The following is a 26,989-nucleotide window of genomic DNA, read 5'->3' as shown; positions in this document are numbered from 1 at the left end:
TAACTTGAGCATACGGAATCTTTACCTGACGATTTTGAGCCTGGGCGCGTTGGTTGCGGCGCTGGCTGTGACCGCGCCCGCGGTACGCACCACGACTTTTTTCCCGCTCCTGCTTGTGCTGGACGGCGGCCCTGCGCACACCCCTGTGCCGACCTGGACGCCGCTGCCCACGGTCACGCCGACGCCGACACGAACGCCGACACGGACGCCGACACTCACACCGACACGAACGCCGACACTCACGCCGACGCGGACGCCGACACTCACACCGACACTCACACCGACACGAACGCCGACACGGACACCGACCCTCACACCGACATGGACGCTCACATTCACGCCGACACTCACACCGACACGAACGCCGACACACACACCATCGCCCACGGCAACCCTGACGCCGACATTGACGCCTTCGTCTACATCAACCCCGACCATGATGCCGTCGCCCACGCCAACCCCCACGCCGACTGTGACCTCCGCCTGGACGCCTGGCGCCACACCGGCGCCGGCGGCGATCAACCCCGGCACTCCAACCTGGGCGCGCTTTCAGCCGCACGCCGCGTACGACGGCCAGCACGACCGTTTCCTGGTCGTCTGGCAGGATAAGCGCAACGACCCCGGCCGCGAGTGGACCTTGGGCTATGGGCTGGAAAACAACGGCGATATCTACGGTCGCCTGGTGCGCCCGGACGGGACGCCGCTGGGCACGATGGACATCGAGATCAACCGCACGGCGCAGGATGCACAGTGGCCGTTTGTGGTCTACAACCCACAGCAGCAAGAATACCTGGTGGCCTGGCAGGAGGTCAGCCCGCAGGCCACATCCGCGACCTGGTTCGATACCTGCTATGACATCAAGGCGCAGCGCGTGGGCGCCGACGGGCAGTTGATTGACTCGCCGCTGGTCATCGCCGACGCGGTGGATTGCCAGTGGGTGCCGGTGATCAGCTACGATGAGCAGAGCAACCAGTTCCTCATCATCTGGCACGATCACCGCTATCGCATGGGGATGACTCCGCCGCGCCCGCCCGAAACGGCCAAAGAGATTTTCGGCCAGTGGCTGGGCTATCTTTTCGGCACCCTGCGCCTGGAAGATGGCGGCAACTTCGTGGTCACCACGGACCGCGCGCCGCCGCACGATCCGGCCCCGCGCTACCAGCAGTACGCCACGATGGCCTACCATGCCGGCCAGCATTACTTGTTCTGGAGCGATGATCGCAGCGGCGCCGGCGCTGAAGAGGCGTTCGACATCTACCAACAGATGCTTGGCAGCGGCGTGACCGCGTCTGTGACCAACACCGTGACCTATGCGGCCCCTGGCGCGCAAGAGAAGCCGCGCGCCACCTTCAACCCGGTCACCGGCCAGGTGTGGGTAGTTTGGCAGGATTACCCGAACCCGCCGCCCGCGCCTGATCCGGGGCCGACCAACCTGCGCCTGGCGCGCCTGGCGCCCGATGGCGCCGTGCAGGCCACGACGATTGTCAGCCAGGTTGCGCCCTGGCCTGTGCCTGATGTGGCGTGCAGCAGCAGCGGCAACTGCGACGTGATTTGGGGCGGCTCCGGCGGCAATGGCGGCGTCTGGCTGGCGCGCCTGGACGCGGCCGGTGTCCTGCGCCAGGCGCCGAGTCGCCTCAGCACCGTGCCGACCGATGACCCGCGTATCATCGCGGCCGGCTCGCAGCGCCTTTTCCTGGCCTTTGCCAACAGCGGCTATATCTATGTCAGCACGTGGACGGAGTAGTGATTGCCATCGCACCGCCGAATTCATTCCCAATTCGTTTGGCGGCTTGCGGTTCGAGATTTTTCCCAGGGGAGCCATAGCCCATGGTCATCGGTGATTATTTGGGCCGTCGGGCGATCTATTCGCCCGCGCGCCTCGCTATCGTAGATGCCGGCAAGACGCCGGCCTTGCGGCTGACCTACGCCGAATTGAACGTCCGCGCCAACAACGTGGCCCATTGGCTGCGCAGCGTGGCCGGCGTGCGCAAGGGGGATCGGGTGGGAGTCCTCGCCCGTGACGGCGTGGAACACCTCGACATCTTCTTTGCCTGCGGCAAGCTGGGCGCCATCCACACCGCGTTCAACTGGCGTCTGCACCCGTGCGAACTGTTGACGGTGGTGCAGGAAACCACCCCGCGTATCCTGTTCTATTCGGACGAGTTTCACGACACGGTGACGTCTCTGGCTGACGCGCTCGCCGAAAAACTGCGCTTCTTCATCCCCCTGGATGGCGCCGACCACAGCCGAATGAATTCGGGCCGAACGGGCGTTCCGCCGCAAGGTCGGCCTGCGCCGACCGACACTGCGTCCACGCAGGTGGACGCCCGGCGGGACGCCCATCAGGCGCGATTTCGATCGCTCGCCTCGCTCGCCTGCGATGGCGCGCCGCCTGAGCAGTTTCGCCAGGCGTATGCGGACATCATCGCGCAGGCGGCGCCGGAACCGGTCACCTGTCCGGCGTTAGAACCGGAAGATACGGCCGCGCTGATCTTCACCGGCGGCACCACCGGCCATGCCAAAGGCGCGCGCATCACCCACCGCCAGATTGCCTGGAACACCCTCAACACGGTCATTCATGACCTGCAGCATCACGACATCTTTCTCAATGTCTTTCCCCTGTTTCACACCGGCGGTCTTTTCGTGTATACTCTGCCGCAGATCATCCTGGGCGGCGCCACCGTCTTGACGCGGCAGTTCGACCCGGCGCAGGTGCTCGGCTTGATCGAACAGGAGCGGGTGACGGTTTTTGCCGGCGTACCCACAATGTACGAATTGTTGACGCAGGCGCCCACCTGGGCCACGGCCGATTTGAGTTCCCTGCGTTTTTGCACCAGCGGGGGCGCGCCCCTGCCCGTGCCCCTGGTGGAGAAATACACCGCGGAGAAGCAGGTGCGTTTCAAGCAGGGCTTTGGCATGACCGAATTTGGCCCTGGCGTCTTTGCCCTGGCGCCCGAAGATGCCATCCGCAAGGCGGGCAGCATCGGTCGCCCCAATTTCTACGTGGACGCACGCGTCGTTGACGCCGAAAATCGGCCGCTTGGCCCGGACCAGGTGGGCGAGCTGGTCTTGAAAGGTCCGTCTTTTGCCTCCGGCTATTTCAACGACGAGGCGGCCAGCGCGGCCGCGCTGGATGTCGAAGGTTGGTTTCACACCGGCGACCTGGCGCGCTACGATGCCGAGTGGTATTTCTTCATCGTGGGGCGCAAGAAAGATCTGTTCATCTCCGGCGGCGAGAATGTCTATCCGGCGGAGATCGAAGCGGTGCTCTACCGCCATCCGGCCGTGGCCCTGGCCGCGGTGATCGGTGTGCCCGATGAGCGCTGGGGCGAAGTGGGCCGGGCTTTCGTCACGCTCAAGCCGGGCGCCACAGCCACGGCAGATGAACTACTGGCGTTCATGCAGGCCAACCTGGCCCGTTTCAAGGCCCCGCGCCGCGTGGTGATCCTGGACGCCATGCCGCTCTCAGGCGCGGGCAAGATCCTGAAGCACGAACTCAAGGCGCGACCCGATGCGGCCTGAAGATGAAAATCCGTAACTCCTCAGCCTGCCTGGAATTCAGACAGGATTCACAGGATTGACAGGATATTCGAACTCTCGTGGCGGTAGTTTTGCACACCACAGAGCAAGAATCCTGTACATCCTGTTCATCCTGTCCAAATCGGCCTGCAGGGTGAGCAGTTACCAAAATGGTCAGAACATCAATGTCACTACTTTTGTTCGATGTGGACAGCACGCTGGTGAATTCGCGCGGCGCCGGGCGCCTGGCGCTGGCGCGGGCGCTGCAGGCCGCCTACGGGATGACCGGTGAGATCGAGGTGATTCCCCTGGCCGGCACCACCGATTGGCGTGCGGTGCGTGAGGCGCTCACCCCGGCCGGCCTGAGCGAAGCGGACATCATGGCCGGCTGGCCCGAATTCTGCCGCCTGGCGCCCATCTACCTGCAGCAGACGATTGTCGAGCGCGGTCTTGATCCCTGCCCGGGCGCGTTGGAACTGCTGGCCGCGCTGCAGCCAGCCGTGGCGCGCAACCGGGCGCTGCTGGGACTCGTCACCGGCAACCTGGAAACCACGGCTCCGGTCAAACTGCGCGGCGCGGGCATCAACCCGGCGCAGTTCCGCCTGGGTGGCTACGGTTCCGACAGCGGCGATCGCAACGTGCTGCCGCGGCTGGCCGTGGAACGGGCCGCGGCGCTCACCGGCCAGTCGTTCACCGGCAAAGCGGTGGTGGTCATCGGCGATACGCCCGCGGACATCGCCTGCGGTCAGGCCATTGGCGCGGCCACGGTCGCCGTGGCGACAGGGCCTTACCCCATGGATGCTCTGGCCGCGGCCGGCGCCGATTGGGTGTTCGAAGACCTGCGGGATACGGAGGCCTTGCTGTCTGTGCTGCTCCATGATAGCCAGAAACCGAATGGCTCGCCATGCCGCTGATTGCCTTGCCCGACATCGAGCTTTATTATGTTGAGCAGGGGCCAGCCGACGCGGGCGAAACCGTGCTGTTCGTGCATGGCAGCCTGGCGAGCAGCCGCTGGTGGCAGCCGGTCATGTCACGTTTGCCGGCCGCCTGGCGCTTGATCGCCCCCGATCAGCGCGGCAGCGGGCGCTCACGGCGGCCCGGCGCGGACGATGACGAGGCATTTTACACCATCCCGCGCCTGGCCGCTGACCTGGCGCAGTTCGTGGAAGCCCTGGGCCTGGATGATTACCACCTGGTGGCTCATGCCTTTGGCGGCGCCATTGCCCTGGAGGGCATCGTCAGCGACCTGCTGCGGCCGCGCTCTCTGATCCTGGTTGACACCGCGCCGGCCCTGGGCGTGGTGACGCCGGCGGAGGCATACCCCTACCTGGTGCAGATGCGCACCGATCGCGGTCTGCTGGTGCGGGCGTTTGCCAGCCTGATGCCCGGCCACCCGCCCAATGATTTCTTTCAGAGCCTGGTGGATGATGCGCGGACCATGCCAGCGGCCGCGTTCACCGGCCCGGCGCGTGCCCTGGCTCAATGGAACGTGATGGCGCAGCTTCCGAATATCCACCTGCCAACTTTGCTAATTCGGGGCGATCAGGATATGATGGTAGATGCAGAGGCGACACGTGTGACTTTTCTGAGTATTCCCGGCGCAGGCAACCTCGAGGTCTTTCGGGGCTGCGGTCATTGTCCCATGATCGAGCAGCCTGATGCTTTTGTGGACTCTGTCGTTCAGTTTATCGAATAAGAAACCCGACTCTTGAGACAAAGCGGGTGTCTGAGGATCAACCTACCGCCATGCCGACCTTGAACGTCAACGGAATTGATTTCTATTATGAACTGCATGGGGCGGACAACGCCCCGGTCGTTGTCCTCAGCAACGGCATCCTGGCCGCTACTTCGAGCTGGTTCAACCAGGTGCCGGTGCTCAAGCCGTACTTTCGTGTGCTCCTGTACGATTGTCGTGGTCAGGGGCAATCGGCGCATCCGCCTGGGCCTTACACCTTTGAGCAACACGCGGATGACCTGGCCGCCCTGCTCGACCGTCTGCGCATCCAGCGCGCGCACATCGCCGGCATTTCATACGGCGGGGAAATCAGCCTGACCTTTGCCCTGCGTTACCCGGCGCGCACCCTCAGCCTGTTTGTGGCCGACAGCGCCAGTCATGTGGACAGTGCGCTGGCTACCATCATTGCGGCCTGGCGCGATGCCGCTACCCGCCGTGACCCTGATCTGTTCTTCAATGTCACCACGCCTTATAATTTCTCGCCCGCCTGGATGCGGGCCAATCCGGCCGCGTTGGCGCAGGCGCATGATCGCTATCAGCGCCTCGATTTTCCGGCCGTGGCCCGTCTGCTCACCTGTTTCCTGGACTTAAACCTGACCGAGCGCCTGTCAGAGATCAAGGCGCCCACCTGCGTGGTGGTGGGTGAGCGCGACGTGCTCAAGCCGCGTGAATTTGCGCAAATGATCGCTGATGCCATCCCCAATGCAGAGCTGCACCTGATCCGTGACGCCGGCCACGCGACCTTCTGGGAACGACCGGCCGAGTTCAACAGCATCCTGCTCGGGTTCTTGCGCAAGCAAAGCCGCGGGTAGAGGGCTGTATTGTGTGCCCTTCCGACCGGAAACCGTGTGCCGGCCGGATCAATATGATTCGTATAGGAGAAGAAAATCGTGAAGAGATTACTGCCCATTTTGTTGATCGCGTTGATGGTTGCGTTGACCGCCTGCGGCGGCGCGACGCCCACTGTCGCCCCCGCCGCCACGACGGCCCCGGAACCGACCAAAGCCCCAGAACCAACGAAGGTCCCTGAACCGACCAAAGCCCCGGACCCCACCAAGGTTCCGGAACCGACCGCCGGCGCGCCCCTGAAGATTGGCGTCCTGACCGACCAGGCTTCGGGCTTGGTGCTCTACGGCACGCAGCAGGTCAACGGTTTCCAACTGGGCCTGGAATACGCGACCAAGGGCACCATGACGGTGGCTGGCCGCCCAATCGAGGTCATCATCAAGGACACCGGCGGCAAGGCTGAGACCGGCGCGGCGATGGCGCGTGAACTGATCGAAAAGGATGGCGTGGACCTCCTGCAGGGCGCGCCCAGTTCATCGGTGACCCTGGCCATCATGGAAGTGGCCAAGGCTAACAAGAAGATCCTCATGGTCAACCCCGCGGCCAGCCCGGCCATCACCGGCGCCAACTTCAACGAGTTCACCTTCCGCACCAGCCGCACCAGCGTGCAGGACGCGCTGACGATGGGCGGCGCGTTGGTGGAGCAGTACAAGGGGCCTTTCGTGCAGATTGCGCCCGATAATGCGTTTGGTCGCGGCTCGGCGGCCGGCTTCTACGCGGTGGTCAAGGCCAAGGGCGGCCAGTTCACCGCCAACGATACGGCCGAAGGCGTTGGCTCCATCTTCATCCCGGCCGATGCCACCGATTTCTCGTCCTACATCAACCAGGTGTTGGCCGCGAAGGCGAAGGTTCTGATCGTGACCTGGGCCGGCGCCAGCTTCCTGCCGCTGTTCCAGCAGATGACCGATGCCGGCGTCTTCGACAGCATGACCGTGGCCACCGGCGTGGGCGACAACGCCACCTTCAAGGCCGTCTATAGCGGCGCCATTGGCGTTGTCGGCGTCAACGTCTACCATTATACGCTGCCCAAGACCGCGGCCAACGATTGGCTGGTGGCCGAACACATGAAGCGCTTCAACAGCCCGCCCGACCTCTTCACCGAGGGTGGCTTCAGCGCGGCGCAGGCCATCGTGGCGGCCCTGGAAAAGACCGGCGGCGACGCAACGGCCGAGAAGATGATTCCCGCGCTCGAGGGCCTGAGCTTCGAAGGCCCCAAGGGCACCACCACCTTCCGCAAGGAAGACCACGTCGCCCTACAGCCGCTGTACCTGGTCAAGATCATCAAGGCCGATGACCCTGAGTTCAAGAACATCGAGCTGATCAAGGAATACAGCGCGGCCGAAACCACGCCGCCCTGCGCCGTGCCCGCCGAGCTGAAGCGCTGCGCGCAGTAGGACAGAGATCAGGGATCGGAGATCGGAGATCGGAGATCGGGTTTCGTGGAAGGCGGAAGTTCTCCGGCCTCCGGTCTCACCCCTCACTTTCAACCACAAATCAACCGCCTTCCACGTGGGTCTCTGGTCTCTGCTCTCTGATCTCTGCTCTCTCTCCCCCCAACTGAGGTTACGATGCTGGAAAATATCATCCTGGAGACGCGTAACGTCAGCAAATACTTCGGCGGCCTCAAGGCGGTGGACGGGGTCAGCCTGCAGGTGCAGGCAGGATCGCTGCATTCGATCATCGGGCCGAACGGCGCGGGCAAGACCACCTTCTTCAACCTGCTCAGCGGCACGCTCAAGCCCACCAGCGGCCAGGTCTTTTTCCGCGGACGCGACATCACCCATGTGCCGATGCATCGCATGGTTCACCTGGGCCTGGGGCGTTCGTTTCAGATCACCAACATCTTTCCCAACCTGACTGTGCTTGAAAATGTGCGTCTGGCCGTGCAGGCGCTGGGACGCGACAACCTGACTTTATGGCGGGATGCGCGTCATTTTCCGCAGTACGTGGCGCGCGCCGGGGAGGTGATTCAGCAGGTGGCGCTGGGGGGCAAGGAGCAGGTGCTGGCGCGTACCCTGCCGCATGGCGACAAGCGCAAACTGGAGCTGGCGATTCTCCTGGCACCCGATCCGGCCGTGCTGCTGCTGGATGAGCCAACGGCCGGCATGGCCTCGGAACAGGTGCCGCATCTGATGGAGGTCATCAACGCCATTCGTATGCAGGGTCAGAAGACCGTCTTGCTGGTTGAGCACCGCATGGACGTGGTGATGCGCGCCTCGGATCGCATCACCGTGATGCACCAGGGCCAAATTTTGGCCGACGGCACCCCGGCCGCGATTGCCGCTAACGAAGTCGTCCAGCACGCGTACCTGGGCGGCCTCTATCGGGATGTCGAGAAACCGGCCTGAGAAACCCGGTTTCTGGAGTCTGGAGACAGGACATGGCAACCAACTCAAACCAGGCAAACGGCCCCCCCTTGCTCAGCGTCTCCGCCGTGCATACCTTCATCGGTCAGTTTCACATCCTGGAAGGTGTGGACCTGGAGGTGCCGGAGGGCAGCATCACCGTGCTGCTGGGACGCAATGGGGCCGGCAAAACGACCACTCTGCGCTCGATCATGGGCCTGACCCCGCCGCGCAGCGGGCGCATCGTCTTCGACGGCCAGGCCATCGAGGGCTGGCAGCCGTTCGATATTGCCAACCTGGGCGTAGGCTATGTGCCGGAGCATCGCGCCATCTTCCGCGATCTGACGGTGGATGAGAACCTGCGCCTGGCCGAGCGCCGCAAGGGTGACTTGGCGCGGCGTGCTGAGTTGATCTTTGGCCTGTTTCCTGATTTGCAGCGTCTGATCAAGCTCAAGGGTGGGCAGCTCTCCGGCGGACAGCAGCAGATGCTCTCCATTGCCCGCGCCCTGGTGCCTGAAAACCGCCTGCTGTTGATTGACGAGCCGAGCGAGGGCCTGGCGCCGGTCATCATCGAGCAGATGATGGAAGCCATCCGGCGTCTGAGCGATCATCTGACGGTGCTGCTGGTGGAGCAGAACTTCACCATGGCCAGCCAGTTGGGCGACCGCTACTACATCATTGACGACGGCAAGAATGGTCATCATGGCCTGATGGCCGACCTGGTGCAGGACAAGGCGCTCATCCAGCGCTTCCTGGGCGTTGCCTGAAATGACAGCTTGAGAGGAGGTGCCCGGCATGAAATACTTGACGCTGAGAACCCGGGTTTCTTGGGGCGCCGTTGCGTTGGTGCTGTTGATGATTGCTGTCCTGGCTGTGATTGCGCAGACCCGCGGCGTGCCAACGCTGACCAACATTGTGCTCAGTGGCTTGACCCTGGCTGCGCTCTACTTCCTGGTCGCGTCGGGCCTTTCGCTCATCTTCGGCCTGATGGACGTTCTCAACTTCGCGCACGGCTCCATTTTCATGATTGGCGCGTACATCGGCTACACCCTCTTCGATCGCAGCGGCGTGCTGCTGACCGGGCTGCCGCTGCTGCTTGGGCTGCTGGCCGGCCTTTTCGTGGCGCCATTGGTCAAGATACCCGGTTTCCTCAAGAAACGGGGCATCGCGGTCGTCAGCCTGGTCCTGGCCGTAGTGGTGGCGCTGCTGAGCGTGCGTGAATGGGAGAGCGGGGCCAGCTTGGCGCGCCTGCTGGGCGGCGTGCTGAGCGGCGCGTTCTTTGGGCTAAGCGCGGCCGTGGGCGGTGAAAGGCCCCGGAACCAGGTGTCTCGCCCGGCTTCCGCGGGGGTCTGGGCCGGCCCGCTGGTTTTGCTGGGCCTGGCGCTGCTCATCACCTGGCAACAGGCGCCCCTGAGCCAGGCCATCATCGGTCTCGACAGCAACTGGCGCTTTGCCCTGGCTCTGGTCATCGGTACGCTGAGCGGCGGGCTGCTCGGCGCGCTCATCGAATGGAGCCTGATCCGCCCGCTCTATGCGCGACCGATCTTTCAGGTGTTGATGACCCTGGGCCTGGCCTTCGTGCTCAACGAGGTGGTGCGCGCCCTGTGGGGCCCGGCCGGCTTCAGCATGGCGCGACCCGAGCTGTTCGATCAGAACTGCCGCGCCGCCACCCTGCTCGACTGGGCGGTCAACCATTGCAGCCGCATTGACATGCTGGGGCGCCCGTTTCCCACCTATCGCTTGTTCATCATCGTCGTGGGGCTTGCCATTGCCCTCATCGTGGCCCTGGTGCTGCAGCGCTCACGCCTGGGCATGATCATCCGCGCGGGCGTGCAGGACGCGGAGATGGTGCAGGCGCTCGGTATCAACGTGCGCCAGGTGTTCACGCTGGTCTTTGCGGCCGGCGCGGCGTTGGCGGCGTTGGGCGGCGTCATCGCGGCGCCCTTCCTGGGCGTCTACACCGACATGGGGCTGGAATTTCAGTTGCAGGGTTTCATCGCGGTCGTCATCGGCGGCATGGGTAGTTATCCTGGCACAGCCCTGGGCGCGGTGGTGCTCGGCCTGGCCCGCGCCATCGGCGACAATGTGGCCGGCGCCACCATTGCCCGCGCCTCGGCCGTGCTCATCATGACCCTGATCCTGCTGGTCAAACCAAGCGGCCTGTTGGGAAAGAAGGAATGACGGGATCAAGGGATCGAGGGATCGAGGGATCAAGGGATCAAGGGATCAAGGGATCAAAGCATGAAGATCAAGCAGTGGGGCGCGGGGGCGGCGGTATTGGCGGGGCTGGTGCTGTTTCCCTACCTGGTGGCGGCGCTGACCGGCACCTCCGTGGGCGAAGGCAGCTCCAAGTTCTGGCAGAGCCTGTTGATCGAGGTTTTTATCATGGCGATCTACGCCATGAGCTACGACATCTTGATGGGCTACACCGGCATTCTTTCATTCGGCCATGCCATGTTCTTTGGCACCGCGGCCTACACCGCCGGCATTGCGGTCAAGCACCTGCACTGGCCCTTTGGCCTGGCCGTGCTGCTGGTCATCGTGGTGGCTATCGTGCAGGGGCTGATCGTGGGCATCGTCTCGCTGCGGGTCAAAGGGGTCTATTTCGCCATGGCCACCCTGGCCTTCGCCGAATTTTTCGCCATCCTGGCCTCCGGTTCAGACCTGCGCGCGTACACGGGCGCGGAAGATGGGCTGCACGGGATGGCTGTGCCGGCCTTCATTGACCCGACCAACGAGCGCCTGCGCTTCTATTACCTGGCGCTGCTGCTGCTGGTGCTGGTCTACCTGGCGCTGCGCCGCATCGTCAACTCGCCGACCGGCAAGGTGTTCGTGGCCGTGCGCGAAAACGAAGCCCGTGCGCAGATGATCGGTTACAACACCACGGTCTTCAAGCTGCTGGCCATCATCGTGGCCGGGCTGATGGCCGCGCTGGCCGGACTCCTGCAGGTCATGCTCAACAGCAGCGCCACGCCCTCGCTGCTGGGCATCAACCGCACCATTGACGCCTTACTGATGACCATCATTGGCGGTGTGGGCACCCTGATCGGCCCCGCCCTGGGCGCCGGCGTGCTGCAACTGCTCGGCTACTGGCTTTCCAACACCTTCGGTCAGGCCTCGGTGCTCGTCATCGGCATCATCTACATCCTACTCGTGCTCTTCGTCCCCTACGGCATCGTCGGCACCTGGCAACAGCACGCGTTCCAATGGCGGCAAGGCTGGCGTCGTCTGCTTGAATTGATCCATTGAGCCTACTCCCGGTAGTGCGCGCCCATGCTGCGCTTATTCTGCCAGGCGGCCGAAGCCACCAGGATCGCGGTGCGCACGGCATTGCGCAGACCGATCAGGCCGTCGGTCAGGCGTGACGTGCGGTAAAAGCTCTCGATCTCAGTCTCCAGATGGTACAACTCGCTCAGCGCCCGGTCCAGCCGCCGCGCGGTGCGCGCCAGCCCCACGTAGTTCCACATGATATGCTTGATCGCGCTCATGTCCTGGCTGATCAGCGCCGGGTCCGGTTCGTCCAGGCCATCATCGCGCCACGGCGGAATGCCGTCCGGCGCGATCGTCAGGCCAGGCGGCAGATGTCGGGCGATGTCGTGCGCGGCCCGGCTGCCCCACACCAACCCTTCCAACAGCGAGGTGCTGGCCAGGCGATTGGCGCCATGCACTCCGGTGCATGACACCTCACCCACTGCGTACAGTTGGCGGATGGTGGTCTTGCCCCATGCGTCCACCCACACGCCGCCACACTGATAGTGCGCCGCAGGCACCACGGGCACCAGGTCTTTGACGATGTCCACGCCGTAGGGCAACAGACTGCTGCGAATCGTGGGGAAGTGCTGCATGATTTCACTCTCCGGCACGGTCGAACGCAGATCGAGGTAGACATGCGTCAGATCACGCGCCAGCATCTCCTGGCGGATGCTGCGCGCCACCACATCACGCGGGGCCAAATCCTTCCATTCAGGCGCATAGCGTTGCATGAACGGCTCGCCGTTGGCGTCCACCAGGCGTGCGCCCGCGCCGCGCACCGCCTCTGAGATCAGCAGGTTGGGCGCAGCCACGTGGTAGAAGGTGGTCGGGTGAAACTGGACGAACTCCATGTTGATGACGCGCGCCTGCGCCCGCTGCGCCATCGCCACGCCATCGCCGCGCGAGCCGGCGGGATTGGTCGTGCGCAGGAAAATCTGGCCCAGGCCGCCGGTCGCCAGGATGGTGGCGCGCGCCAGGCAGCGCTTGACCTGGCCCGTCGCCTGCTCGAACAGGTACGCGCCCACGCACGAGCGCCGTTCGTAGACAGCCAGGCGGTTTAGGGCATGGTGCGAAGGCGTCAGCAGGTCCACGCCGGTGTGGCCGGTCAGCAGCGTCACCTTGGGATGTGCGGTCAGCGCCCGTATCAGCGCCACCTCGATGGCCTGCCCGGTGTGGTCGGCCACGTGCAGGATGCGCGGCATCGAATGGCCGCCCTCCAGGGCCAGCGACAGCGCGCCGTCGTCATGACGGTCGAACTGCACCCCCACCCGCTCCAGCAGCACGCGCTTGAGCACCGGCGGCCCCTCCTCGGCCAGGATCTGCACCGCCGCAGGGTAGCTGTGCCCTGCGCCCGCGTGCAGGATATCGGCCGCCAGCGCGGCCGGCGCGTCATGCTCACCCCGGTAGATGATGCCGCCCTGCGCCCAATAGGTGTTGGAATCTTCCGGCTGCAGCGCACGCGTCACCACCGTCACCGCCAGGCCGGCATCGGCCAATTCCAGGGCCGCGGTCGCGCCGGCAATGCCGCTGCCGAGAATCAGAACGTCCGTTTCCAGGTAATCGTTCATGGATTATCCGATCGCAATCATGCGCTGCACCGCGCGGGCCGCACGCACGCGAATCTCCTCAGGCACGTCAATGACATACTGGATATTCGCCAGCGCGTCGCGGGTCATCTGCAGCGTGATCTGGTTCATGTGCGGGCAGCGCACCATGCACAGGCGCAGCATTTCCTTGTCGGGATTGGCCGCGGCCACATTTTCGCCCATCGAACACTCGGTGAGCAGCAGATAGCGCGGGGCTTTGGTCTGCTCCACGTAGCGAATCATGGTGTTGGTGCTGCCGGAGAAGTCCGACGCGGCCACCACCTCCGGGCTGCATTCGGGGTGCGCCAGGATGACCACATCGGGGAATTGCGCGCGCACCGCATCAATGTCACTCACCGTGAACTGCTCATGCACCTCACAGCGGCCGTGCCAGCCGATCATCTGATAGTCCACGTCCGTGTCCTGAAAGGTGATGTTGCCGCCGGGCAGCAGCGTCGGGAGGATGATGTGCTTGCCAGTGTCGCGCGCCACGTTGCGCGCCAGGTATTCATCGGGCAAGAAGATGACCGTGTCAACCCCCAGAGAGTCCACTACCGCGGCCGCGTTGCCCGAGGTGCAACAGATATCGCTCTCCGCCTTGACATCGGCATAGGTGTTGACATAGGTCACCACCGGCACGCCGGGAAAGCGGGCCTTGAGCGCGCGCACGTCCGCGGCGGTGATGCTGGCCGCCAGCGAACAACCCGCCTCGAGCGACGGAATCAGCACGGTGCGCGTCGGGTTGAGGATTTTGGCCGTTTCGGCCATGAACCTGACGCCGCAAAAGACGATGATGTCCTTCTCGGTCTGAGCGGCCTTGCGGCTCAAGTCCAGCGAATCGCCCACAAAATCGGGCACCGAATGAAACAGCGCCGGCTCCATGTAATTGTGTCCCAGGATGACCGCGTTGCGCTGGCGCTTGAGCTGGCCGATCTCATAGGCCAGCTCTGCTTGCAGGCGCAGCTCGAACGCCGGCGTATAGTCGCCAATTTTGGCCTGCAGGTCGGCAAGAATATCGTCCACGGTCATGCGGGAACGATCCACTCGTTGTAGTGTGGTCATGTGCTATCCCTCAAATCCAGGCTAATATCGAGCGCCTTGACCGAATGGGTCAGCGCGCCGATCGAGATGTAATCTACGCCGGTCGCGGCAATGGCCGTCACCGTGTTCAGATTCACGTTGCCCGAGGCTTCCAGCGGGATGCGGCCGGCCGTCATTTGCACCGCGACGGCCATCTGCTCCGGCGGCATGTTATCCAACAGAATGCGGTCCACCGGCTGCTGCAACGCCTCGGCCAGTTGCGCCAGCGTGGTCACCTCCACCTCGATGGGCCGCTGGCGCGCATCGCCCTGGCGCACGCGCTGCACGGCCGCGGTCAGGCTGCCCACGGCCGCGATGTGGTTATCCTTGATCATCGCCATATCGTACAGGCCAAAACGGTGATTCTGCCCGCCGCCCAGGCGCACCGCCCATTTGTCCAGCACGCGCAGCCCCGGCGCGGTCTTGCGTGTGTCGAGGATGACCGCGCGCGTGCCCTGCACGGCATCCACATAGCGCCGTGTGGCCGTGGCAATGCCCGACATGCGCTGCAAGAAGTTCAAGGCCACGCGCTCGCCGGTGAGAATGGCGCGACCGTCGCCGCGGATCGTCGCAATCACCTGGCGCACCGCCACGCGCTCGCCATCGGCAAGCAGGGGCGTCACCTGCACCTGGTCGCTCACCTGCGCGAAGACCTGGATCACCACGGCCAGGCCGGCCACCACGCCCGCCTCCTTGGCGATGAAATCTCCGTCCACCAGTGCATTTTCAGGCACGGTGAGCAGCGATGTCACATCGCCGTCGCCCACATCCTCGGCCAGGCCTCGGGAGACGATCTGCGCGATCCCCGCCTGCGCCGCGTCCGTGGTGAAATCAAACGGTTTCAACTTCATGATCGCTCTCTCTCCTTGATTTCAGCCCTCATCTCAGCCCCCATTTCGCCCCCTGGCTGCTGGTCAGTTTACCACCGTTCGCCCCGCAATGCCAAGTCACGCGCCCCAACGTGATTGGCGCAGTCGCGTCCATCAGGGTAAAATAGTGTTTGGGATTATCCCGAACTGGATGATGAAGATATTCGTCAGGCGCTCGTTTATGCCGCGACTCATCTCGAGGATCGTATAGTTGAGTTTGCACGATGAAGGAACCGATTTTGAGACGAGCTTTTCAAGATTTTTACCCCGATCACACCAGTTACTGTTACGGCTGCGGCCGGCTGAATGAAACCGGCTTGCAGATCAAGAGCTACTGGGATGGCGATGAGACGGTCTGCACGTTTCAGCCGCGACCGGAGCACACGGCCGTGCCCGGATACGTCTATGGCGGTCTGTTGGCCTCGTTGGTGGACTGCCACGCTACCGGCACCGCGGCCGCCGCGGCCTACCGCGCGGCCGGGCGCGACATGGATACCGAGCCGCCCTTCCGCTATGTCACCGGCTCGCTGCACGTGGATTACCTGCGCCCCACGCCCCTGGCCGGCCCGTTGACCCTGCGCGCCCAGGTCAAAGAGATCAAAGGCCGCAAGACCATCGTCAGCGTTCAACTCTACGCAGCCGGCCAACTGTGCGTACGCGGCGAAGTCGTCGCCGTGCAGATGCCGGATGACATGGCGAACACAAAATAGGACACCCTCATGACGGCGTCAACGACTATACACCCGACCAAATCCTCGCAGCCTGTAGATGAGCGAATGACATTCCGCTATCTACGGCCTCCTTATCTGTGGGATCACAATATCACGCACGAAGAATTTCAGGGCATTCTCAACGGCACGTTGGAGATTGGGCGCCTGAACCGTGATTGGGCCGCTCTACGTTTGATCGAGTATGCCCCGTATGATGAGATGATTCATTTACTTGGCTACAAGGCGATCGTCGAAGGATGGCCGCGGTGGCGTTCACGGGTGCGCATGCTGGAAGTTCAGCGCGGACTCGACTTCCTGACCGATTGGATTTCTCTGAAACATCCAGACCTACTCAATGACAAACCATCGCTTGACTAGTCAGAAAATTGCGAGTCGCGAATTTTACCTGACGCAACTCTATCCTCTGCAAGACGAAGTGCTTCAGCTGGTTGCCGGGCAACAGACCGGCTTTTACCTGACTGGCGGTACGGCTTAGTATTTCTTGATCCCAGTGTTTTTGTTCAGGCGGCCATCTGCCACACGATCAGCGGCAGGAATTGACGCGGGGGCAGTGTGGGCGGGGTTTCTGTGGGCGTTGGCGTGGCCTCGCCCGGCGTGGGTGTGTCGGTTGGCGTTGGCGTGGGTGTAGCCTCGCCCGGCGTGGGCGTGACTGTGGGCGTCGGTGAGGCGTCACCCGGCGTGGGTGTGGGCGTTGGTGTGCCGTCGTCCGGCGTCGGCGTATCTGTCGGCGTGGGCGTGCCATCGTCCGGCGTGGGCGTTCGTGGTGGCCCCGGCGTGGGTGTCCGGTCGGCGTGGGCGTGTCCACCGGCGTTTCGGTTGGCATGGGCGTTGGCGTCTCGGTCGGCGTCGGAATATCGGTCGGCGTCGGAATATCGGTCGGCGTCGGAATATCGGTCGGCGTGGGCGACGGGGTAGGCGTGGGCGTTGCGGTCGGCGTGGCTGTGGCCGTGGGCGTCAGGGTCGGCGTTGGCGTAGGCACGCAGGCCAACAGCGCCGCATCATCCAGGTAGTTCCGGGTCAGATTGCCGCCGCCGTTGTTGTAGACGTTGAAATAGAGCACCAACGTGCGGTTGCGATACGCGGTCAGGTCGAAGGTCTTCTCCTGCCATTGATCGTTGCCCACGGCCGAACTGCGTTCGATGGTGGCTACCAGGCCGTAGCTGGTGTTGAGCAGCAGCACTTCGCGGTAATCGGCTGCTTCACCGCCGCCGGGCCGCTGCCAAAAGTGCAGGAAAACGCCCGTAGGCCAGGCTGGAATGACCACGGTTTGATAGGCGGAGGAGTGCGCGGTGGCGTTGGCCGTGCCGGGCGCAATGCCCAGGCGCAGGGCGCGCGCGCCGCTGTAGATCGGCGATGTCACATAGGCGGCCGGCCGCGCAGTCGAGCCGAACGCCCAGCCGCTGCTGCCCTCGAAATCGCCGTTGACCAGCAGATTCGTGCAGCCGCCGGGGATGGGCGTGGCGGTCGGCGTGCTGGTGCGCGTGGCGGTCGGCGTCGGCGTACTGGTGCGCGTGGGCGTGTTCGTAGCGGTCGGCGTGCTGGTGCGCGTGGGCGTATTCGTAGCGGTCGGTGTGCTGGTGCGCGTGGCCGTCGGTGTGGGCGTAGGGCCGCTGACGATGCCGGCCAATTCGGCCAGTGAGGCCAGCGTCGTGCGTGCGTAGCGCAGCACGTAATCCAGATCAACCCGGCTCAGCGTATCGCCGCTGTTGTGATACCACGGGTTGCGGTCCCGCGGGCGGCTGTCGTCGAAAAAGTTCTCGATCGCCAGGGTCGCAGCGTAGCCCTTGTCCCAGAACGAGGCATGGTCCGAGAAACGGCTGGCGCTGCTCGTTTTCAGCTCCACCGTCAGGCCCTGGCCGTAGCGGCTGTTGGCCGAGATGAACGCGTTCGCCAGGCCGATCGAACTGCTGCCGGCGCCGCTGTGCAGCTCGATCACGCGGTCATCGTTGCCATCGTAGCCGATCATGTCGAGATCAATGTAGCCCATCACCTGGCTGCCGGCATTGCGCAGCGCCGCGGCGTAGACCTGACTGCCCCAATGCCCCTGTTCCTCGCCCGAAAAATGGACGAAGCGAATCGTGTCGCTGAACTGCTGGCCGCGCAGGAGGTTGGCCAATACGAGCGTGGATGCCGTGCCCGAACCGTTGTCGTCCGCGCCCGGCGCGGTGGTGTAGGGAATCTCGGAGATGCTGTCGAAATGCCCGCCCACCAGCCACAGGCGCTCAGGATGAGTCACGCCGCGGATGTCGGCAATGACATTGCGCCCACTGTAGGAGCCGTACGTCCAACTGGCATAGCTGGCCGGCAGCCCCATCTGCTGGTAGGCCTGCAGGAGATAGGCTTCCGCGTCGCGGATACGGCTGGCCAAGGTGTAGCGCGTGGTCAACGTCACGCTGCTGCCGCCGATGACGACAGGACGCACGCCGCTCAGGTCGGCGATGCGGTCCGACAGGGCCGCGGTCGTGAGTTGGTTCAACAGCGCGACGATGACCGGGTCGGTGCTGGCAGGCGGCGAGGGCAGACCGGCGCCGGTCTCTGCGAAGAACGGGCTGCTGGAGACGAGGACGATCGCCACCCCCTGCGCCGGCAGCGTTTCGACGAAGGCCTGTTCGGCGGTAGACGGCACGGCCACCAGCAGATCGAACGCATCCTGATAGAGGATATGGCCGAACTGGCCGGCCAGGACCGCGGCGTCTGGCGCCTGCGCATCCACCAGGTAGTAGACCTGACCGCCGGTGTCGGTCGCCAGGAGTTCGAAGGCCAGGCCCGCGGTCTGCAACGCGGCCGCGGCCGCGGCGGGGCCGCTGGCGAGAAAGGCGCCGTCAGCCAGCCGGGTGTGCAGCACCAGCCCGGCTGCGGCCAGTTCGGCCTGGCGCGCTGGCGGGGTCCCGATGCGGAACAACTGCGGGCCGAGTACGCCATCCAGGCGGCGGTTGGCGGCCTGCGCCGGCGCTTGCGGCAGCCAGAGCGCGGCCAGGAAGATCACGGCCAGGGCGGCTGACAGTCTCCGCGTCGAAGATGTTGAGCATTTCATCCGAAAGTCCTCCTGTCGCCTGCTTGCATCAATGGCCAGACCTGGCTCGCTGTACCGACTCCACGGCCATTGTCGCCCATTATCTCGTCAGTATGTCAGCAGCAGCCGATCCGCCACCATCTCCCCTTCCAGCGTTTGCCCGTTCATCTGAAATCGCCTGAGCATCGAAGGCCCGCAATTGACGAACACCTCGCGCTCGAACAGACCATCTGGCAGGGGAATGTCGCAAATCGTATCGCCAGAACGCTTGGTCCCATCAATACTGAGTGCCACATAGGCGCCTCTTTGCTTGCAACGATGAATCGCCTTGAACAGACGAAGCAGGTCAAATGATTGCGCGCCGTATAGAATGGACTGGCTGTGCGTGTAGGGCGGGTCGCAGTAAACCATATCGCCTGCCTGTGCCAAATCCATCGCTTCACAATAATCCATGACCAGGAATCGGGTCGCGGCAGTGCGGCGCTGCCATTCATTCACCCTTTGTGCAAACTTAGCTGGAGGAATGGGGGTGTGAATCCCACATGACGTAGACATATACCCATCAGCTTGACGAAAACGCACGACGCCCCCATAGCATGATCGGCACAGAAACAACAAATCCGCACCGTTGGGGTTGGCATTATACGCGGCTTTGATTCGTTCGTATTTTTCAACCTTGTTGCCGTTTGCCATCTGTTGCCAACGTTCAGCGTACCAATGTTTCAATAAGGCCGGATCGTTGTGCAAGGTCCGCCAGATTTCCATCAATGGGCGAAAAACATCGGATGCCACCGCTCGGCGCGGAGCAAGCGTTCCCAAGACAGCGCCGCTGCCGAGGAACGGTTCGAAATAGGTTCCGAGTTCAGCCGGGAAATACGAAGCAATCTCGTGCGCAAAGCGCTGCTTGTTTCCGACCCATTTGAGCAACTGCCTCGTGAACGGCGGAACCGGGGCAACGGGGATGTTATCGAACAAACTAAATTGCTTTTGCATGGGTTATCTCGATGAAGCTCTTTTTGGCTATGAGGTGATCGAGCGGCTGCCGCTATTAGTCTCCGAATGGGTAGAAGCCACACGCCTGCATCGTTCCTCTACTTCTTGAATTCGTCTGTTGCAGTTCGGGATCGTCACTAATCCTTGCCGCTGGCGCCCACGTTCGTCAAGGCAATCAGGACGGCCGACACGACGGCAACCGCGAGACCAAAGAAGAGGGTGTCGCTGGGATTTTCCCACTTGACCAGGCGTTCGACGAATTTGACCACGATGACCAGCACGATGACGCCGCTCAGCTTCGCTTTCAGCTCTTGCAGGTTATGCGCCAGCATCCAGCCCGGCACCTTCAGCCCGCCGATGAACAGTTCATACAGGCTGAAGGCAAAGACGAAGAGCGCCGTGGTGATCAAGAAACTGTCCACCACCTCGATGAGGGCGATGGGAATCTTGGCGTCCTGGGCGCCGCTGTTGATGATGAGCATGATGGTGGTCAACGATTTGAGTGACGCCCAGCCCAGGGCCGCCATCGCCGCCAGCAGCAGGGCGACCACTCCCACCAGGTTTACGTAGCGCACGCTTTGCAGTAGTTTGGCCAGCATATTGATGTACCTCGATGCGGCTATTATACTAAATTTGCTTATCCGCGGAAAAAATCTATCCACTCGAAATGAAAGCTGCGGTAGTCCCTGGCCCAGAAATCGGGCGAAAGCTCCAGTTCGAAGGCGCCGTTTTCCAGGGGAATCTGGGCCGCGGTCGCCGTGTCGGTCACCAGGCGCAGCGGCAGCCAGAAGCGGCTGGCGTCCGTCAGCGTTTCTTCGGTCGCCGGCGCGCTGAGCAGGCTGCGCTGCTGCCTGACGATGGGCTGGCCCACGCTCGCCACCGCGGCCGTGATGATCGTGTCGCCGTAGATCAGGCGAAATTGCTCCAAACCCGCCAGGTGCAGGCGAATGACCAGGCGCGGAGGCCGCGCACCCGGCCCCATCTCGACATCTGCTGCGCCAATACCGCCCTGGCTGACCACCTCCAACACGGTTTGCGTGGGCGTCTGCGTCACTGCAATCTGCGCATCGGGCCGGCTCGGCGTGGCTGTCACGACCGCTGGCGCCGGCGACGCCTGGCAGGCAGTCAAAACCCAGGGCAGCGCCAGCCAGAGCACAGGCCCCACCATGAGAGCCGCCGCTTTCACCCATCTTGTCAACATCTCGCCTGTCATCTCCCCCATTCCTGGCAGCCCAAAGCCCCTGATTGCGTCGGCCCGCTGACGGTCGGCAGGTACAGGCTGTGTACCGGGGACGATTCCAGCAGCAAGGGAGCAGGCCCCACCGCGAGCTGGCTTTGCCCGCTCAGGCTCATGTGGGCGCCAGCCAGGGAGCGCATGGCCTGCACCTGCCACGCCGCGGGCAAGTCGAACACGATCGTTTCGGTTGGATGCCAGACGATGTACGCCTGGCCGTGAGTTGGATGATCGAAGGCGAGGATCCAGACGCCGGCCTCATCCACGCGCAGTTCGCTCAGTTGTGCGCCCAGCAGCCAGCCGCTCAGCTCGCGGTAGGCCACGCCGGCGCGGTCAAGGTCGTGTTGTCGGCCGCGGTCAATTCGATGTTGGTCGCTGTGTGGTTGTCCCAGGCATAGAAATAGAACCGGCTGACGCCGCCCGCCCAGTTGAGCAGATAAGCACGCCAGGTAGGCCGCGCCCGTCTCATCGCTCAGCGTCTTGGGGCCGGGCACCTGCGGGCCGCAGATAACCGCCCTCGCTGTTCCACAGCGGCTTGTCCGCCTGACCACGCTGCGTCAGGACGGCCCGGACGCTCGGAATATACCAGGTCGCCAGCGCCTCCGGCGCTTCGGCCAGGTAGAAATGGTAACCGATCACGTCGGCATAGTCACCGCCGCCCAGCGACAGGTAGTAATCGAGATAGTTGACATTGTAGGGGCTGGGGCTGAGCACCTGGTTGTCTGGATCGCTCGTCTTCAGGATGAAGTAGGCCTGGCGCGCCAGGTCAACCAGTTTCTCGGCGCTGCCCGAAAAGAACGCCGTGTCGTTTGGCTCATTCCAAACCTCCCAATAGCGAATTTTGCCCTGGTAACGGGTCGCAACCGCGCGTACCCAATCCTGCCAGTACTGATCGAGCGCCGGCTCCGCGGCCTGGCCGGGGCCATACGCGCTCGGCTCAGCTGGCCGGGCGCTGGCCCAACGCGGCGTGCGCCCCAGGTTCATGATGACATCGGCGCCGTTGGCTCGCGCCCGGCTGACATGGGCATCCAGCGCATCCCAGTTGAAAACCCCCTTGGCCGGGGCGATGTCAGCCCACTGTGCGCCGGCGTCCCAGATGCGCACCGCGCCCAGGCCGCCGTTCACTTTCGGCCAGGCAATGTCCGGCCGCTGAATGTGCATACCAAAAAAGGCGGGCGATAGCGGCCCCGCCGGCCAAATCGGCAGCGCCTGGCGGCCGGCGATCCTTGTTTCCCCGGTCGGCACGTCAGCGCCCGCAGCGCTGGCGGTCATCGTTGGCGCTTGCCGGGCAGTTTCGGAAGTCTGCAGGCGAGGAGAGACGTTGGCTGCAGCCGTAAGAATGAGGAGCAGAGCGCAGAATTGGGACAAATTTCTGAGTTCGAGCAAGTTGGTGATCGTCTCCTAACCCGGGCATGCCGGAACCAAACAGAGAGACAGGAACCGCGAAGACGCCAAGAGCGCCAAGAAAAAAACTTCGCGACCTTCGCGTCTTGGCGGTCTAACCCTCGCTGCCTGTACAAAAATTCAACTCATAAGATCCAAATAACATGTTGACAGTATAACACAGCCGCCCGCCGCGCAACCCTAACAGGTTGCTGACAAAATGTCCATCGAGCCGTTCTGCCCCTTCAGTAAGTAGTCAAATCTCGTGAGTCGCAATTGTCATTTGCATCTAAATCGAGTAAAATCTCCGCACTTACGCCTGGATTCGCCCCTGGCAGCGAGCAGACCGCTTATGCCGCATCCCGGTGTCAGGTTGTGTGAACGGATGGCCGGCTGCAGGGCTGAAAGTGAGGTGAACTAACAGATGCGAGTGGTACTCGGCGGGACTTTCTCTCCGCTGCATGACGGCCACCGGGCACTGCTGCGCTACGCAACCAGTCAGGCCACCGAATTAGTCATTGGCGTCACGGTCAACAGCATGGTGCAGGGCAAACAGCACCCCATTGCTCCTTTCGCCGAGCGGGTCGAGGGTGTTTTGGACTTTGTGCGTACCCTGACTCCCGATCTCCCGGTGACGATTGCCCCCCTGCATGACACGTACGGGCACACCGTGAGTGAGGATTATGACCTGCTTGTCGTCTCGCCAGAGACACTGGTCGGCGCTCAACGCATCAACATCAAACGCCGCGAGGCAGGCAAGCCCCCGCTGCGCATCGCTGAGATTGCCTGGGTGTTGGCCGAAGACGGCCATCCCATCAGCAGCACACGCATCTGGGCGGGGGAAATTGATGAATATGGACACCTGGTCAGCTAGGGACAGATCGGCATAGGATGTTGGCATGACTTTTGCACGGACGTATCGTTTCTTGGACCTGGTCATGGTGCTCTTTGTCACCGTTTTGCTGACCAGCAACATCGCTTCTTCAGCCAAAATCGTAGATTGGGGCGTTTCCCTGCCGGCGTGGCTGGGCGGGTTGCCGTTGGCCTTCGATGCCGGCACGCTGCTCTTCCCCATTTCCTATATCTTCGGCGACGTGCTCACCGAAGTCTATGGCTACCAGCGCTCCCGGCGTGTGATCTGGGTGGGCTTCGGCGCCGCGGCGTTGCTGAGTGCCACCCTGTGGCTGGTGAGCCGTATGCCCGGCGAAGCACTTTGGCAGCAGAGCGTGGGTCAGGGCGCGTACGATGCCATCCTCGGCGGCGTGAGCAGCGGAGGGATCATTGTGGCCAGCCTGCTCGCTTATTTTGCCGGCGAATTCTCTAACTCTTACACCCTGGCGCGCCTCAAGGTGCTGACTCACGGGCGCTGGCTGTGGCTACGCACGATTGGCTCCACGTTGATCGGCGAAGGCGTTGACTCGCTGCTCTTCGTGGCCATCGCCTGCCTGGCCGGAGTCTTTCCCTGGGCCATCGCACTGACCCTGGTGGTCACTAACTATCTTTTCAAGGTGGGCATCGAGGTGCTCTTCACGCCGTTGACCTACCAAATCGTCAGCCTGCTCAAGCGCCTGGAAAACGAGGACTATTACGACATCAACACCAATTTCAACCCATTTCATCTCGAAGCACAGGCTGGATGATGGGACGTAATCTGTGAGCCAGAATCAAAGCGACGCCGACAAGCAACCGTTGCCCGTGGAAACAGCCGGGCATGACCACAGCAGCGCGGCGCCTGAACACCGCGCCGGGTTTGTAGCGATCATTGGTCGCCCCAATGTGGGTAAATCAACGCTGCTCAATGCCATTTTGGGCCAGAAGATCGCCATTACCGCGCCCAAGCCGCAGACCACCCGCAGCCGTTTGCTGGGTATTCTGACGCTGGCCGAGGCCCAGATCGTCTTCGTGGATACCCCTGGCATTCATCGCCCACGCCACAAGCTGGGCGAATACATGGTGCAGCAGGCGGTCATGGCGCTGCCCGACGCCGACGTGATTCTGTGGATTGTGGATATCGCAGAGCCGCCCTTTGCCGAGGATGAACAGATTGCACTCCTCCTGGCCCAAAAAGCCGCCGGCCGCCCCGTGGTGATCGGCTGCAACAAGGTTGACCTGGTCAATGCGTCTACGTTGGCTGAACGCCAGGCTGTGTTCAGTGCCCTGGTCGCACCTACGGCGCTAGTGACGTTGGCGGCCGCCAGGGGCCAGGGCATAGATGACTTGATTGCCGTGCTGCGGCCTTTGCTGCCGCTCAGCCCACCCTACTACCCGGCCGATCAGGTGACCGACGTGCAGGAGCGTTTCATTGCCGCGGAGTTAGTACGCGAAGCGGTGATTCATCATCTGCGCGAGGAAGTGCCGCATGCCGTCGCGGTCGTGGTGGATGAGTTCAAGACGCGCGGGCCGGAGATGACCTACATCGCGGCCACCGTCTACGTGGGCGCGAGTCGCAGAAGGGCATCGTACTCGGCCTGGGCGGGCGCATGTTGAAACAGATCGGCCAACAGGCTCGTGTGGGTATCGAAGAGATGCTTGAGACCAAGGTCTATTTGGAGTTGTGGGTCAAGGTCGTTCCGCACTGGCGCCGCGATCTGACCTATCTGCGCCGCTTTGGTTACGCCGCCGAGTAAAGTGAAGAGGTGAAGAGGGGAAGAGGTGAATATGAAGCGTATCATCGGCCGCATCGCCTTGACGTTGCTCGTGGTAGTGGTTTTCTTCGCCATCTATCGCCTGCTCACAATCAAGCCGCGGCCCTACAAAGCCTATTTGCAGACCTCGCGGCCCCTGGTGATGGCCCATCAAGGTGGCGCCGACCTGGCGCCCAGCAATACGATGGTCGCGTTTCGCAACGCCGCGCAGATGGGCGTTGACGTGCTGGAGTTGGACGTACACACCAGCAAAGATGGCGTGGTGGTCATCATTCACGATGCAACCGTAGACCGCACCACCAACGGCTACGGGCATGTGCATGACTTCACCCTGCCTGAGCTGCAAGCCCTGGACGCCGGTTATCAGTTCAGCAACGACAACGGCCAAACCTACCCCTTCCGCGGTCAGGGTGTTGTCATCCCCACGCTGCAGGAGGTACTGGCGGCCTTTCCCGCGCTGCGCATCAACATCGAAATCAAACAGGCTGATCCGCCCATGGAGCAGGCTGTGGCAGACCTCATTCAGCAGACCGGCGCGCAGGAGCGAGTGCTGGTGGTGGCCAGCAACAACGACGTGATCGAACGCTTCCGGGCGCTGCGGTCGGCCGTGGCGACAGGCGCCTCCGAGAGCGAAGTGCGCGGCTTTTTCTACGCGCAAACCGTGCGCGTCTCGGCCTTCTATCGCCCCACGGCCGACGCTTTGCAGGTGCCAGAGTATTTTGGTAACATCCAGGTGCTTTCGCCGCACTTCGTGCAGGCCGCGCACGCGCGGGAGGTGGCTGTTCATGCCTGGACCATCAACGATGCCGAGACCATGCGCCGCCTGATTGACATGGGTGTGGATGGCATTATCACCGACCGGCCCGACCTGGCGCTGGAGGTGTTGGGACGCAAGGCCCCCTAGCTGAGGGTTCGTAAAAGGTAAGCGTTCAGGCCCTCACCCCCCGGCCCCCTCTCCCGTCGTGGAAAAGCACACGACGGGAGAGGGGGAGCGGCCACACCTCACCCCCCGGCCCCCTCTCCCGTCGTGGAAAGCCGACGGGAGAGGGAAGGCGCACCCCTCTCCCCGACGACAGCAGTTCCGTCGTCGGGAGAGGGGGTAGGGGGTGAGGGTCTGAACCCTAAAGTCGTTTTTCGTGGGTCGCACCTCTGGAGTGGCGACGCATTTTCTACAGTTGGACACCAACGTACGAAGGAGGATACCATGTTAGTCGGCGAGCGCATGACCAAGAACCCCGTCGTGATCACCCGTGAAACAGGCGTTGATGATGCCCTGCGTCTGATGCGTGACAGGAACGTCCGTCGCCTGCCCATTGTGGACAGCAACGGCAGCCTGATAGGTATTGTCTCAGATAAGGACCTCTACCTGGCCTCTCCCTCACCGGCGACGTCGCTGGACATTTTTAGATTGCGCTATCTTCTCTCCCGTTTGAATGTCGAGAAGATCATGTCCACCCCGGTCATCACCGTCACCCCCAAGACGCCACTGGAAGAGGCGGCCCGTATCATGGCCGACAAGAAGATCGGTGGCCTGCCGGTGATCGAAGGAAACAGCCTGGTTGGCATCATCACCGAATCGGACCTCTTCAAGATTTTTGTGGAATTATTGGCGCGCGCAAGCCCGGCGTGCGCGTCACCGTGGTTGTGCCCGACGTCAAGGGTGAGTTGGCACGCTGACCTCGGCCATTGCCGTCAGGGCGGTAACATCATGGCCCTCGCCACGTTGGAGGGCATCAAGCCCGGCACCTTCGAGGTGAT

Annotated in this window: 25 protein-coding genes and 2 pseudogenes; 17 read left to right on the top strand and 10 right to left on the bottom strand. The window is 63.1% G+C overall.

Annotation, left to right across the window (positions count from 1 at the left end; genetic code table 11):
* Positions 1-4 precede the first annotated feature (4 nt).
* The 10 genes from IPM84_00670 to IPM84_00625 all read left to right on the top strand — a co-directional run bounded on the left by IPM84_00670 (position 5) and on the right by IPM84_00625 (position 11,694).
* Positions 5-1,744, top strand: coding sequence for a hypothetical protein (locus IPM84_00670; GenBank protein ID MBK9091307.1), 1,740 nt, complete (start codon positions 5-7; stop codon positions 1,742-1,744).
* An 83-nt stretch (positions 1,745-1,827) separates the two neighbouring features.
* Complete coding sequence (locus tag IPM84_00665) at positions 1,828-3,522, top strand: AMP-binding protein (GenBank protein ID MBK9091306.1); 1,695 nt, start codon at positions 1,828-1,830, stop codon at positions 3,520-3,522.
* 182 nt (positions 3,523-3,704) lie between these two features.
* Positions 3,705-4,433, top strand: coding sequence for an HAD hydrolase-like protein (locus IPM84_00660; GenBank protein ID MBK9091305.1), 729 nt, complete (start codon positions 3,705-3,707; stop codon positions 4,431-4,433).
* Positions 4,424-5,215: an alpha/beta hydrolase gene (locus IPM84_00655; protein ID MBK9091304.1), complete on the top strand. Its 792-nt coding sequence runs from the start codon at positions 4,424-4,426 to the stop codon at positions 5,213-5,215. Before IPM84_00660 ends, IPM84_00655 begins: the two co-directional genes overlap by 10 nt.
* A gap of 50 nt (positions 5,216-5,265) precedes the next feature.
* Entirely contained in the window at positions 5,266-6,066 is an 801-nt protein-coding gene (locus tag IPM84_00650; GenBank protein ID MBK9091303.1) for an alpha/beta fold hydrolase, read from the top strand.
* 114 nt (positions 6,067-6,180) lie between these two features.
* The gene (locus tag IPM84_00645) at positions 6,181-7,494 is read left to right on the top strand and encodes an ABC transporter substrate-binding protein (protein MBK9091302.1); all 1,314 of its coding nucleotides are present in this window, start codon (positions 6,181-6,183) and stop codon (positions 7,492-7,494) included.
* A gap of 174 nt (positions 7,495-7,668) precedes the next feature.
* Positions 7,669-8,448 carry an ABC transporter ATP-binding protein gene (locus tag IPM84_00640; protein ID MBK9091301.1) on the top strand — a complete coding sequence of 260 codons (780 nt, stop codon included), beginning with the start codon at positions 7,669-7,671 and terminating at the stop codon, positions 8,446-8,448.
* A 32-nt stretch (positions 8,449-8,480) separates the two neighbouring features.
* Positions 8,481-9,212, top strand: coding sequence for an ABC transporter ATP-binding protein (locus IPM84_00635; GenBank protein MBK9091300.1), 732 nt, complete (start codon positions 8,481-8,483; stop codon positions 9,210-9,212).
* A 28-nt stretch (positions 9,213-9,240) separates the two neighbouring features.
* Entirely contained in the window at positions 9,241-10,626 is a 1,386-nt protein-coding gene (locus IPM84_00630; GenBank protein ID MBK9091299.1) for a branched-chain amino acid ABC transporter permease, read from the top strand.
* 60 nt (positions 10,627-10,686) lie between these two features.
* Positions 10,687-11,694, top strand: coding sequence for a branched-chain amino acid ABC transporter permease (locus tag IPM84_00625; GenBank protein MBK9091298.1), 1,008 nt, complete (start codon positions 10,687-10,689; stop codon positions 11,692-11,694).
* A 2-nt stretch (positions 11,695-11,696) separates the two neighbouring features.
* Here the strand turns inward: IPM84_00625 and nadB are convergent, their stop codons facing one another.
* From nadB to nadC, 3 genes are read right to left on the bottom strand one after another with little or no spacing between them, the layout of a single operon-like run.
* Complete coding sequence (gene nadB / locus IPM84_00620; GenBank protein ID MBK9091297.1) at positions 11,697-13,265, bottom strand: L-aspartate oxidase; 1,569 nt, start codon at positions 13,263-13,265, stop codon at positions 11,697-11,699.
* A gap of 3 nt (positions 13,266-13,268) precedes the next feature.
* Positions 13,269-14,312, bottom strand: a complete 1,044-nt coding sequence (nadA, locus tag IPM84_00615) for a quinolinate synthase NadA (GenBank protein MBK9091296.1) — start codon at positions 14,310-14,312, stop codon at positions 13,269-13,271.
* 29 nt (positions 14,313-14,341) lie between these two features.
* Entirely contained in the window at positions 14,342-15,214 is an 873-nt protein-coding gene (nadC, locus tag IPM84_00610; GenBank protein ID MBK9091295.1) for a carboxylating nicotinate-nucleotide diphosphorylase, read from the bottom strand.
* A 242-nt stretch (positions 15,215-15,456) separates the two neighbouring features.
* Between nadC and IPM84_00605 the strand changes: the two genes are divergently transcribed.
* Both IPM84_00605 and IPM84_00600 read left to right on the top strand, forming a co-directional pair.
* Complete coding sequence (locus tag IPM84_00605) at positions 15,457-15,942, top strand: PaaI family thioesterase (GenBank protein MBK9091294.1); 486 nt, start codon at positions 15,457-15,459, stop codon at positions 15,940-15,942.
* A gap of 66 nt (positions 15,943-16,008) precedes the next feature.
* On the top strand, positions 16,009-16,320 hold the full coding sequence (locus IPM84_00600) for a hypothetical protein (protein ID MBK9091293.1): 312 nt from the start codon (positions 16,009-16,011) through the stop codon (positions 16,318-16,320).
* A 166-nt stretch (positions 16,321-16,486) separates the two neighbouring features.
* Here the strand turns inward: IPM84_00600 and IPM84_00595 are convergent, their stop codons facing one another.
* The 7 genes from IPM84_00595 to IPM84_00565 all read right to left on the bottom strand — a co-directional run bounded on the left by IPM84_00595 (position 16,487) and on the right by IPM84_00565 (position 22,589).
* Complete coding sequence (locus IPM84_00595) at positions 16,487-18,997, bottom strand: M28 family peptidase (protein ID MBK9091292.1); 2,511 nt, start codon at positions 18,995-18,997, stop codon at positions 16,487-16,489.
* 87 nt (positions 18,998-19,084) lie between these two features.
* Positions 19,085-19,969 carry a Dam family site-specific DNA-(adenine-N6)-methyltransferase gene (locus IPM84_00590; protein ID MBK9091291.1) on the bottom strand — a complete coding sequence of 295 codons (885 nt, stop codon included), beginning with the start codon at positions 19,967-19,969 and terminating at the stop codon, positions 19,085-19,087.
* Positions 19,970-20,106: 137 nt separating this feature from the next.
* On the bottom strand, positions 20,107-20,568 hold the full coding sequence (locus IPM84_00585) for a YqhA family protein (GenBank protein MBK9091290.1): 462 nt from the start codon (positions 20,566-20,568) through the stop codon (positions 20,107-20,109).
* Between the two features lie 38 nt (positions 20,569-20,606).
* Positions 20,607-21,170, bottom strand: a complete 564-nt coding sequence (locus tag IPM84_00580; GenBank protein ID MBK9091289.1) for a hypothetical protein — start codon at positions 21,168-21,170, stop codon at positions 20,607-20,609.
* Positions 21,171-21,178: 8 nt separating this feature from the next.
* The gene (locus tag IPM84_00575; GenBank protein ID MBK9091288.1) at positions 21,179-21,526 is read right to left on the bottom strand and encodes a hypothetical protein; all 348 of its coding nucleotides are present in this window, start codon (positions 21,524-21,526) and stop codon (positions 21,179-21,181) included.
* Positions 21,508-21,672, bottom strand: coding sequence for a hypothetical protein (locus IPM84_00570; GenBank protein ID MBK9091287.1), 165 nt, complete (start codon positions 21,670-21,672; stop codon positions 21,508-21,510). The genes IPM84_00575 and IPM84_00570 overlap by 19 nt, the downstream gene beginning before the upstream one ends.
* Complete coding sequence (locus IPM84_00565; GenBank protein MBK9091286.1) at positions 21,669-22,589, bottom strand: cellulase family glycosylhydrolase; 921 nt, start codon at positions 22,587-22,589, stop codon at positions 21,669-21,671. The genes IPM84_00570 and IPM84_00565 overlap by 4 nt, the downstream gene beginning before the upstream one ends.
* 421 nt (positions 22,590-23,010) lie before the next feature.
* Here IPM84_00565 and IPM84_00560 point away from each other — a divergent pair, with 421 nt between their 5' ends.
* From IPM84_00560 to IPM84_00540, 5 genes and pseudogenes are all read left to right on the top strand, one after another.
* Complete coding sequence (locus IPM84_00560) at positions 23,011-23,460, top strand: phosphopantetheine adenylyltransferase (protein MBK9091285.1); 450 nt, start codon at positions 23,011-23,013, stop codon at positions 23,458-23,460.
* Between the two features lie 25 nt (positions 23,461-23,485).
* Positions 23,486-24,226, top strand: coding sequence for a queuosine precursor transporter (locus IPM84_00555; GenBank protein MBK9091284.1), 741 nt, complete (start codon positions 23,486-23,488; stop codon positions 24,224-24,226).
* 55 nt (positions 24,227-24,281) lie between these two features.
* Positions 24,282-25,213: pseudogene (gene era, locus IPM84_00550) on the top strand (GTPase Era).
* A gap of 31 nt (positions 25,214-25,244) precedes the next feature.
* Positions 25,245-26,135: a glycerophosphodiester phosphodiesterase gene (locus IPM84_00545; protein MBK9091283.1), complete on the top strand. Its 891-nt coding sequence runs from the start codon at positions 25,245-25,247 to the stop codon at positions 26,133-26,135.
* A gap of 300 nt (positions 26,136-26,435) precedes the next feature.
* Positions 26,436-26,908: pseudogene (locus IPM84_00540) on the top strand (CBS domain-containing protein).
* Positions 26,909-26,989: the final 81 nt, after the last annotated feature.

The organism is Candidatus Amarolinea dominans, assembly GCA_016719785.1.
Taxonomy (GTDB): domain Bacteria; phylum Chloroflexota; class Anaerolineae; order SSC4; family Amarolineaceae; genus Amarolinea; species Amarolinea dominans.
The sequence above is the reverse complement of the archived record's forward strand: the minus strand, read 5'-3'. Positions and strand labels throughout refer to the sequence as shown.

Excerpts from the sequence above, each read along its gene's own strand:
- IPM84_00640 (MBK9091301.1), top strand. The coding sequence starts at position 7,669 with ATGCTGGAAAATATCATCCTGGAGACGCGTAACGTCAGCAAATACTTC.
- IPM84_00545 (MBK9091283.1), top strand. The coding sequence starts at position 25,245 with ATGAAGCGTATCATCGGCCGCATCGCCTTGACGTTGCTCGTGGTAGTG.
- IPM84_00595 (MBK9091292.1), bottom strand. The coding sequence starts at position 18,997 with ATGAAATGCTCAACATCTTCGACGCGGAGACTGTCAGCCGCCCTGGCC.
- IPM84_00645 (MBK9091302.1), top strand. The coding sequence starts at position 6,181 with ATGGTTGCGTTGACCGCCTGCGGCGGCGCGACGCCCACTGTCGCCCCC.
- IPM84_00560 (MBK9091285.1), top strand. The coding sequence starts at position 23,011 with ATGCGAGTGGTACTCGGCGGGACTTTCTCTCCGCTGCATGACGGCCAC.
- IPM84_00585 (MBK9091290.1), bottom strand. The coding sequence starts at position 20,568 with ATGCTGGCCAAACTACTGCAAAGCGTGCGCTACGTAAACCTGGTGGGA.
- IPM84_00555 (MBK9091284.1), top strand. The coding sequence starts at position 23,486 with ATGACTTTTGCACGGACGTATCGTTTCTTGGACCTGGTCATGGTGCTC.
- IPM84_00570 (MBK9091287.1), bottom strand. The coding sequence starts at position 21,672 with ATGAGACGGGCGCGGCCTACCTGGCGTGCTTATCTGCTCAACTGGGCG.
- IPM84_00635 (MBK9091300.1), top strand. The coding sequence starts at position 8,481 with ATGGCAACCAACTCAAACCAGGCAAACGGCCCCCCCTTGCTCAGCGTC.
- IPM84_00655 (MBK9091304.1), top strand. The coding sequence starts at position 4,424 with ATGCCGCTGATTGCCTTGCCCGACATCGAGCTTTATTATGTTGAGCAG.
- nadA (MBK9091296.1), bottom strand. The coding sequence starts at position 14,312 with ATGACCGTGGACGATATTCTTGCCGACCTGCAGGCCAAAATTGGCGAC.
- IPM84_00660 (MBK9091305.1), top strand. The coding sequence starts at position 3,705 with ATGTCACTACTTTTGTTCGATGTGGACAGCACGCTGGTGAATTCGCGC.
- IPM84_00650 (MBK9091303.1), top strand. The coding sequence starts at position 5,266 with ATGCCGACCTTGAACGTCAACGGAATTGATTTCTATTATGAACTGCAT.
- nadC (MBK9091295.1), bottom strand. The coding sequence starts at position 15,214 with ATGAAGTTGAAACCGTTTGATTTCACCACGGACGCGGCGCAGGCGGGG.
- IPM84_00605 (MBK9091294.1), top strand. The coding sequence starts at position 15,457 with ATGAAGGAACCGATTTTGAGACGAGCTTTTCAAGATTTTTACCCCGAT.
- IPM84_00665 (MBK9091306.1), top strand. The coding sequence starts at position 1,828 with ATGGTCATCGGTGATTATTTGGGCCGTCGGGCGATCTATTCGCCCGCG.
- IPM84_00630 (MBK9091299.1), top strand. The coding sequence starts at position 9,241 with ATGAAATACTTGACGCTGAGAACCCGGGTTTCTTGGGGCGCCGTTGCG.
- IPM84_00625 (MBK9091298.1), top strand. The coding sequence starts at position 10,687 with ATGAAGATCAAGCAGTGGGGCGCGGGGGCGGCGGTATTGGCGGGGCTG.
- nadB (MBK9091297.1), bottom strand. The coding sequence starts at position 13,265 with ATGAACGATTACCTGGAAACGGACGTTCTGATTCTCGGCAGCGGCATT.
- IPM84_00590 (MBK9091291.1), bottom strand. The coding sequence starts at position 19,969 with ATGCAAAAGCAATTTAGTTTGTTCGATAACATCCCCGTTGCCCCGGTT.
- IPM84_00580 (MBK9091289.1), bottom strand. The coding sequence starts at position 21,170 with ATGTTGACAAGATGGGTGAAAGCGGCGGCTCTCATGGTGGGGCCTGTG.
- IPM84_00600 (MBK9091293.1), top strand. The coding sequence starts at position 16,009 with ATGACATTCCGCTATCTACGGCCTCCTTATCTGTGGGATCACAATATC.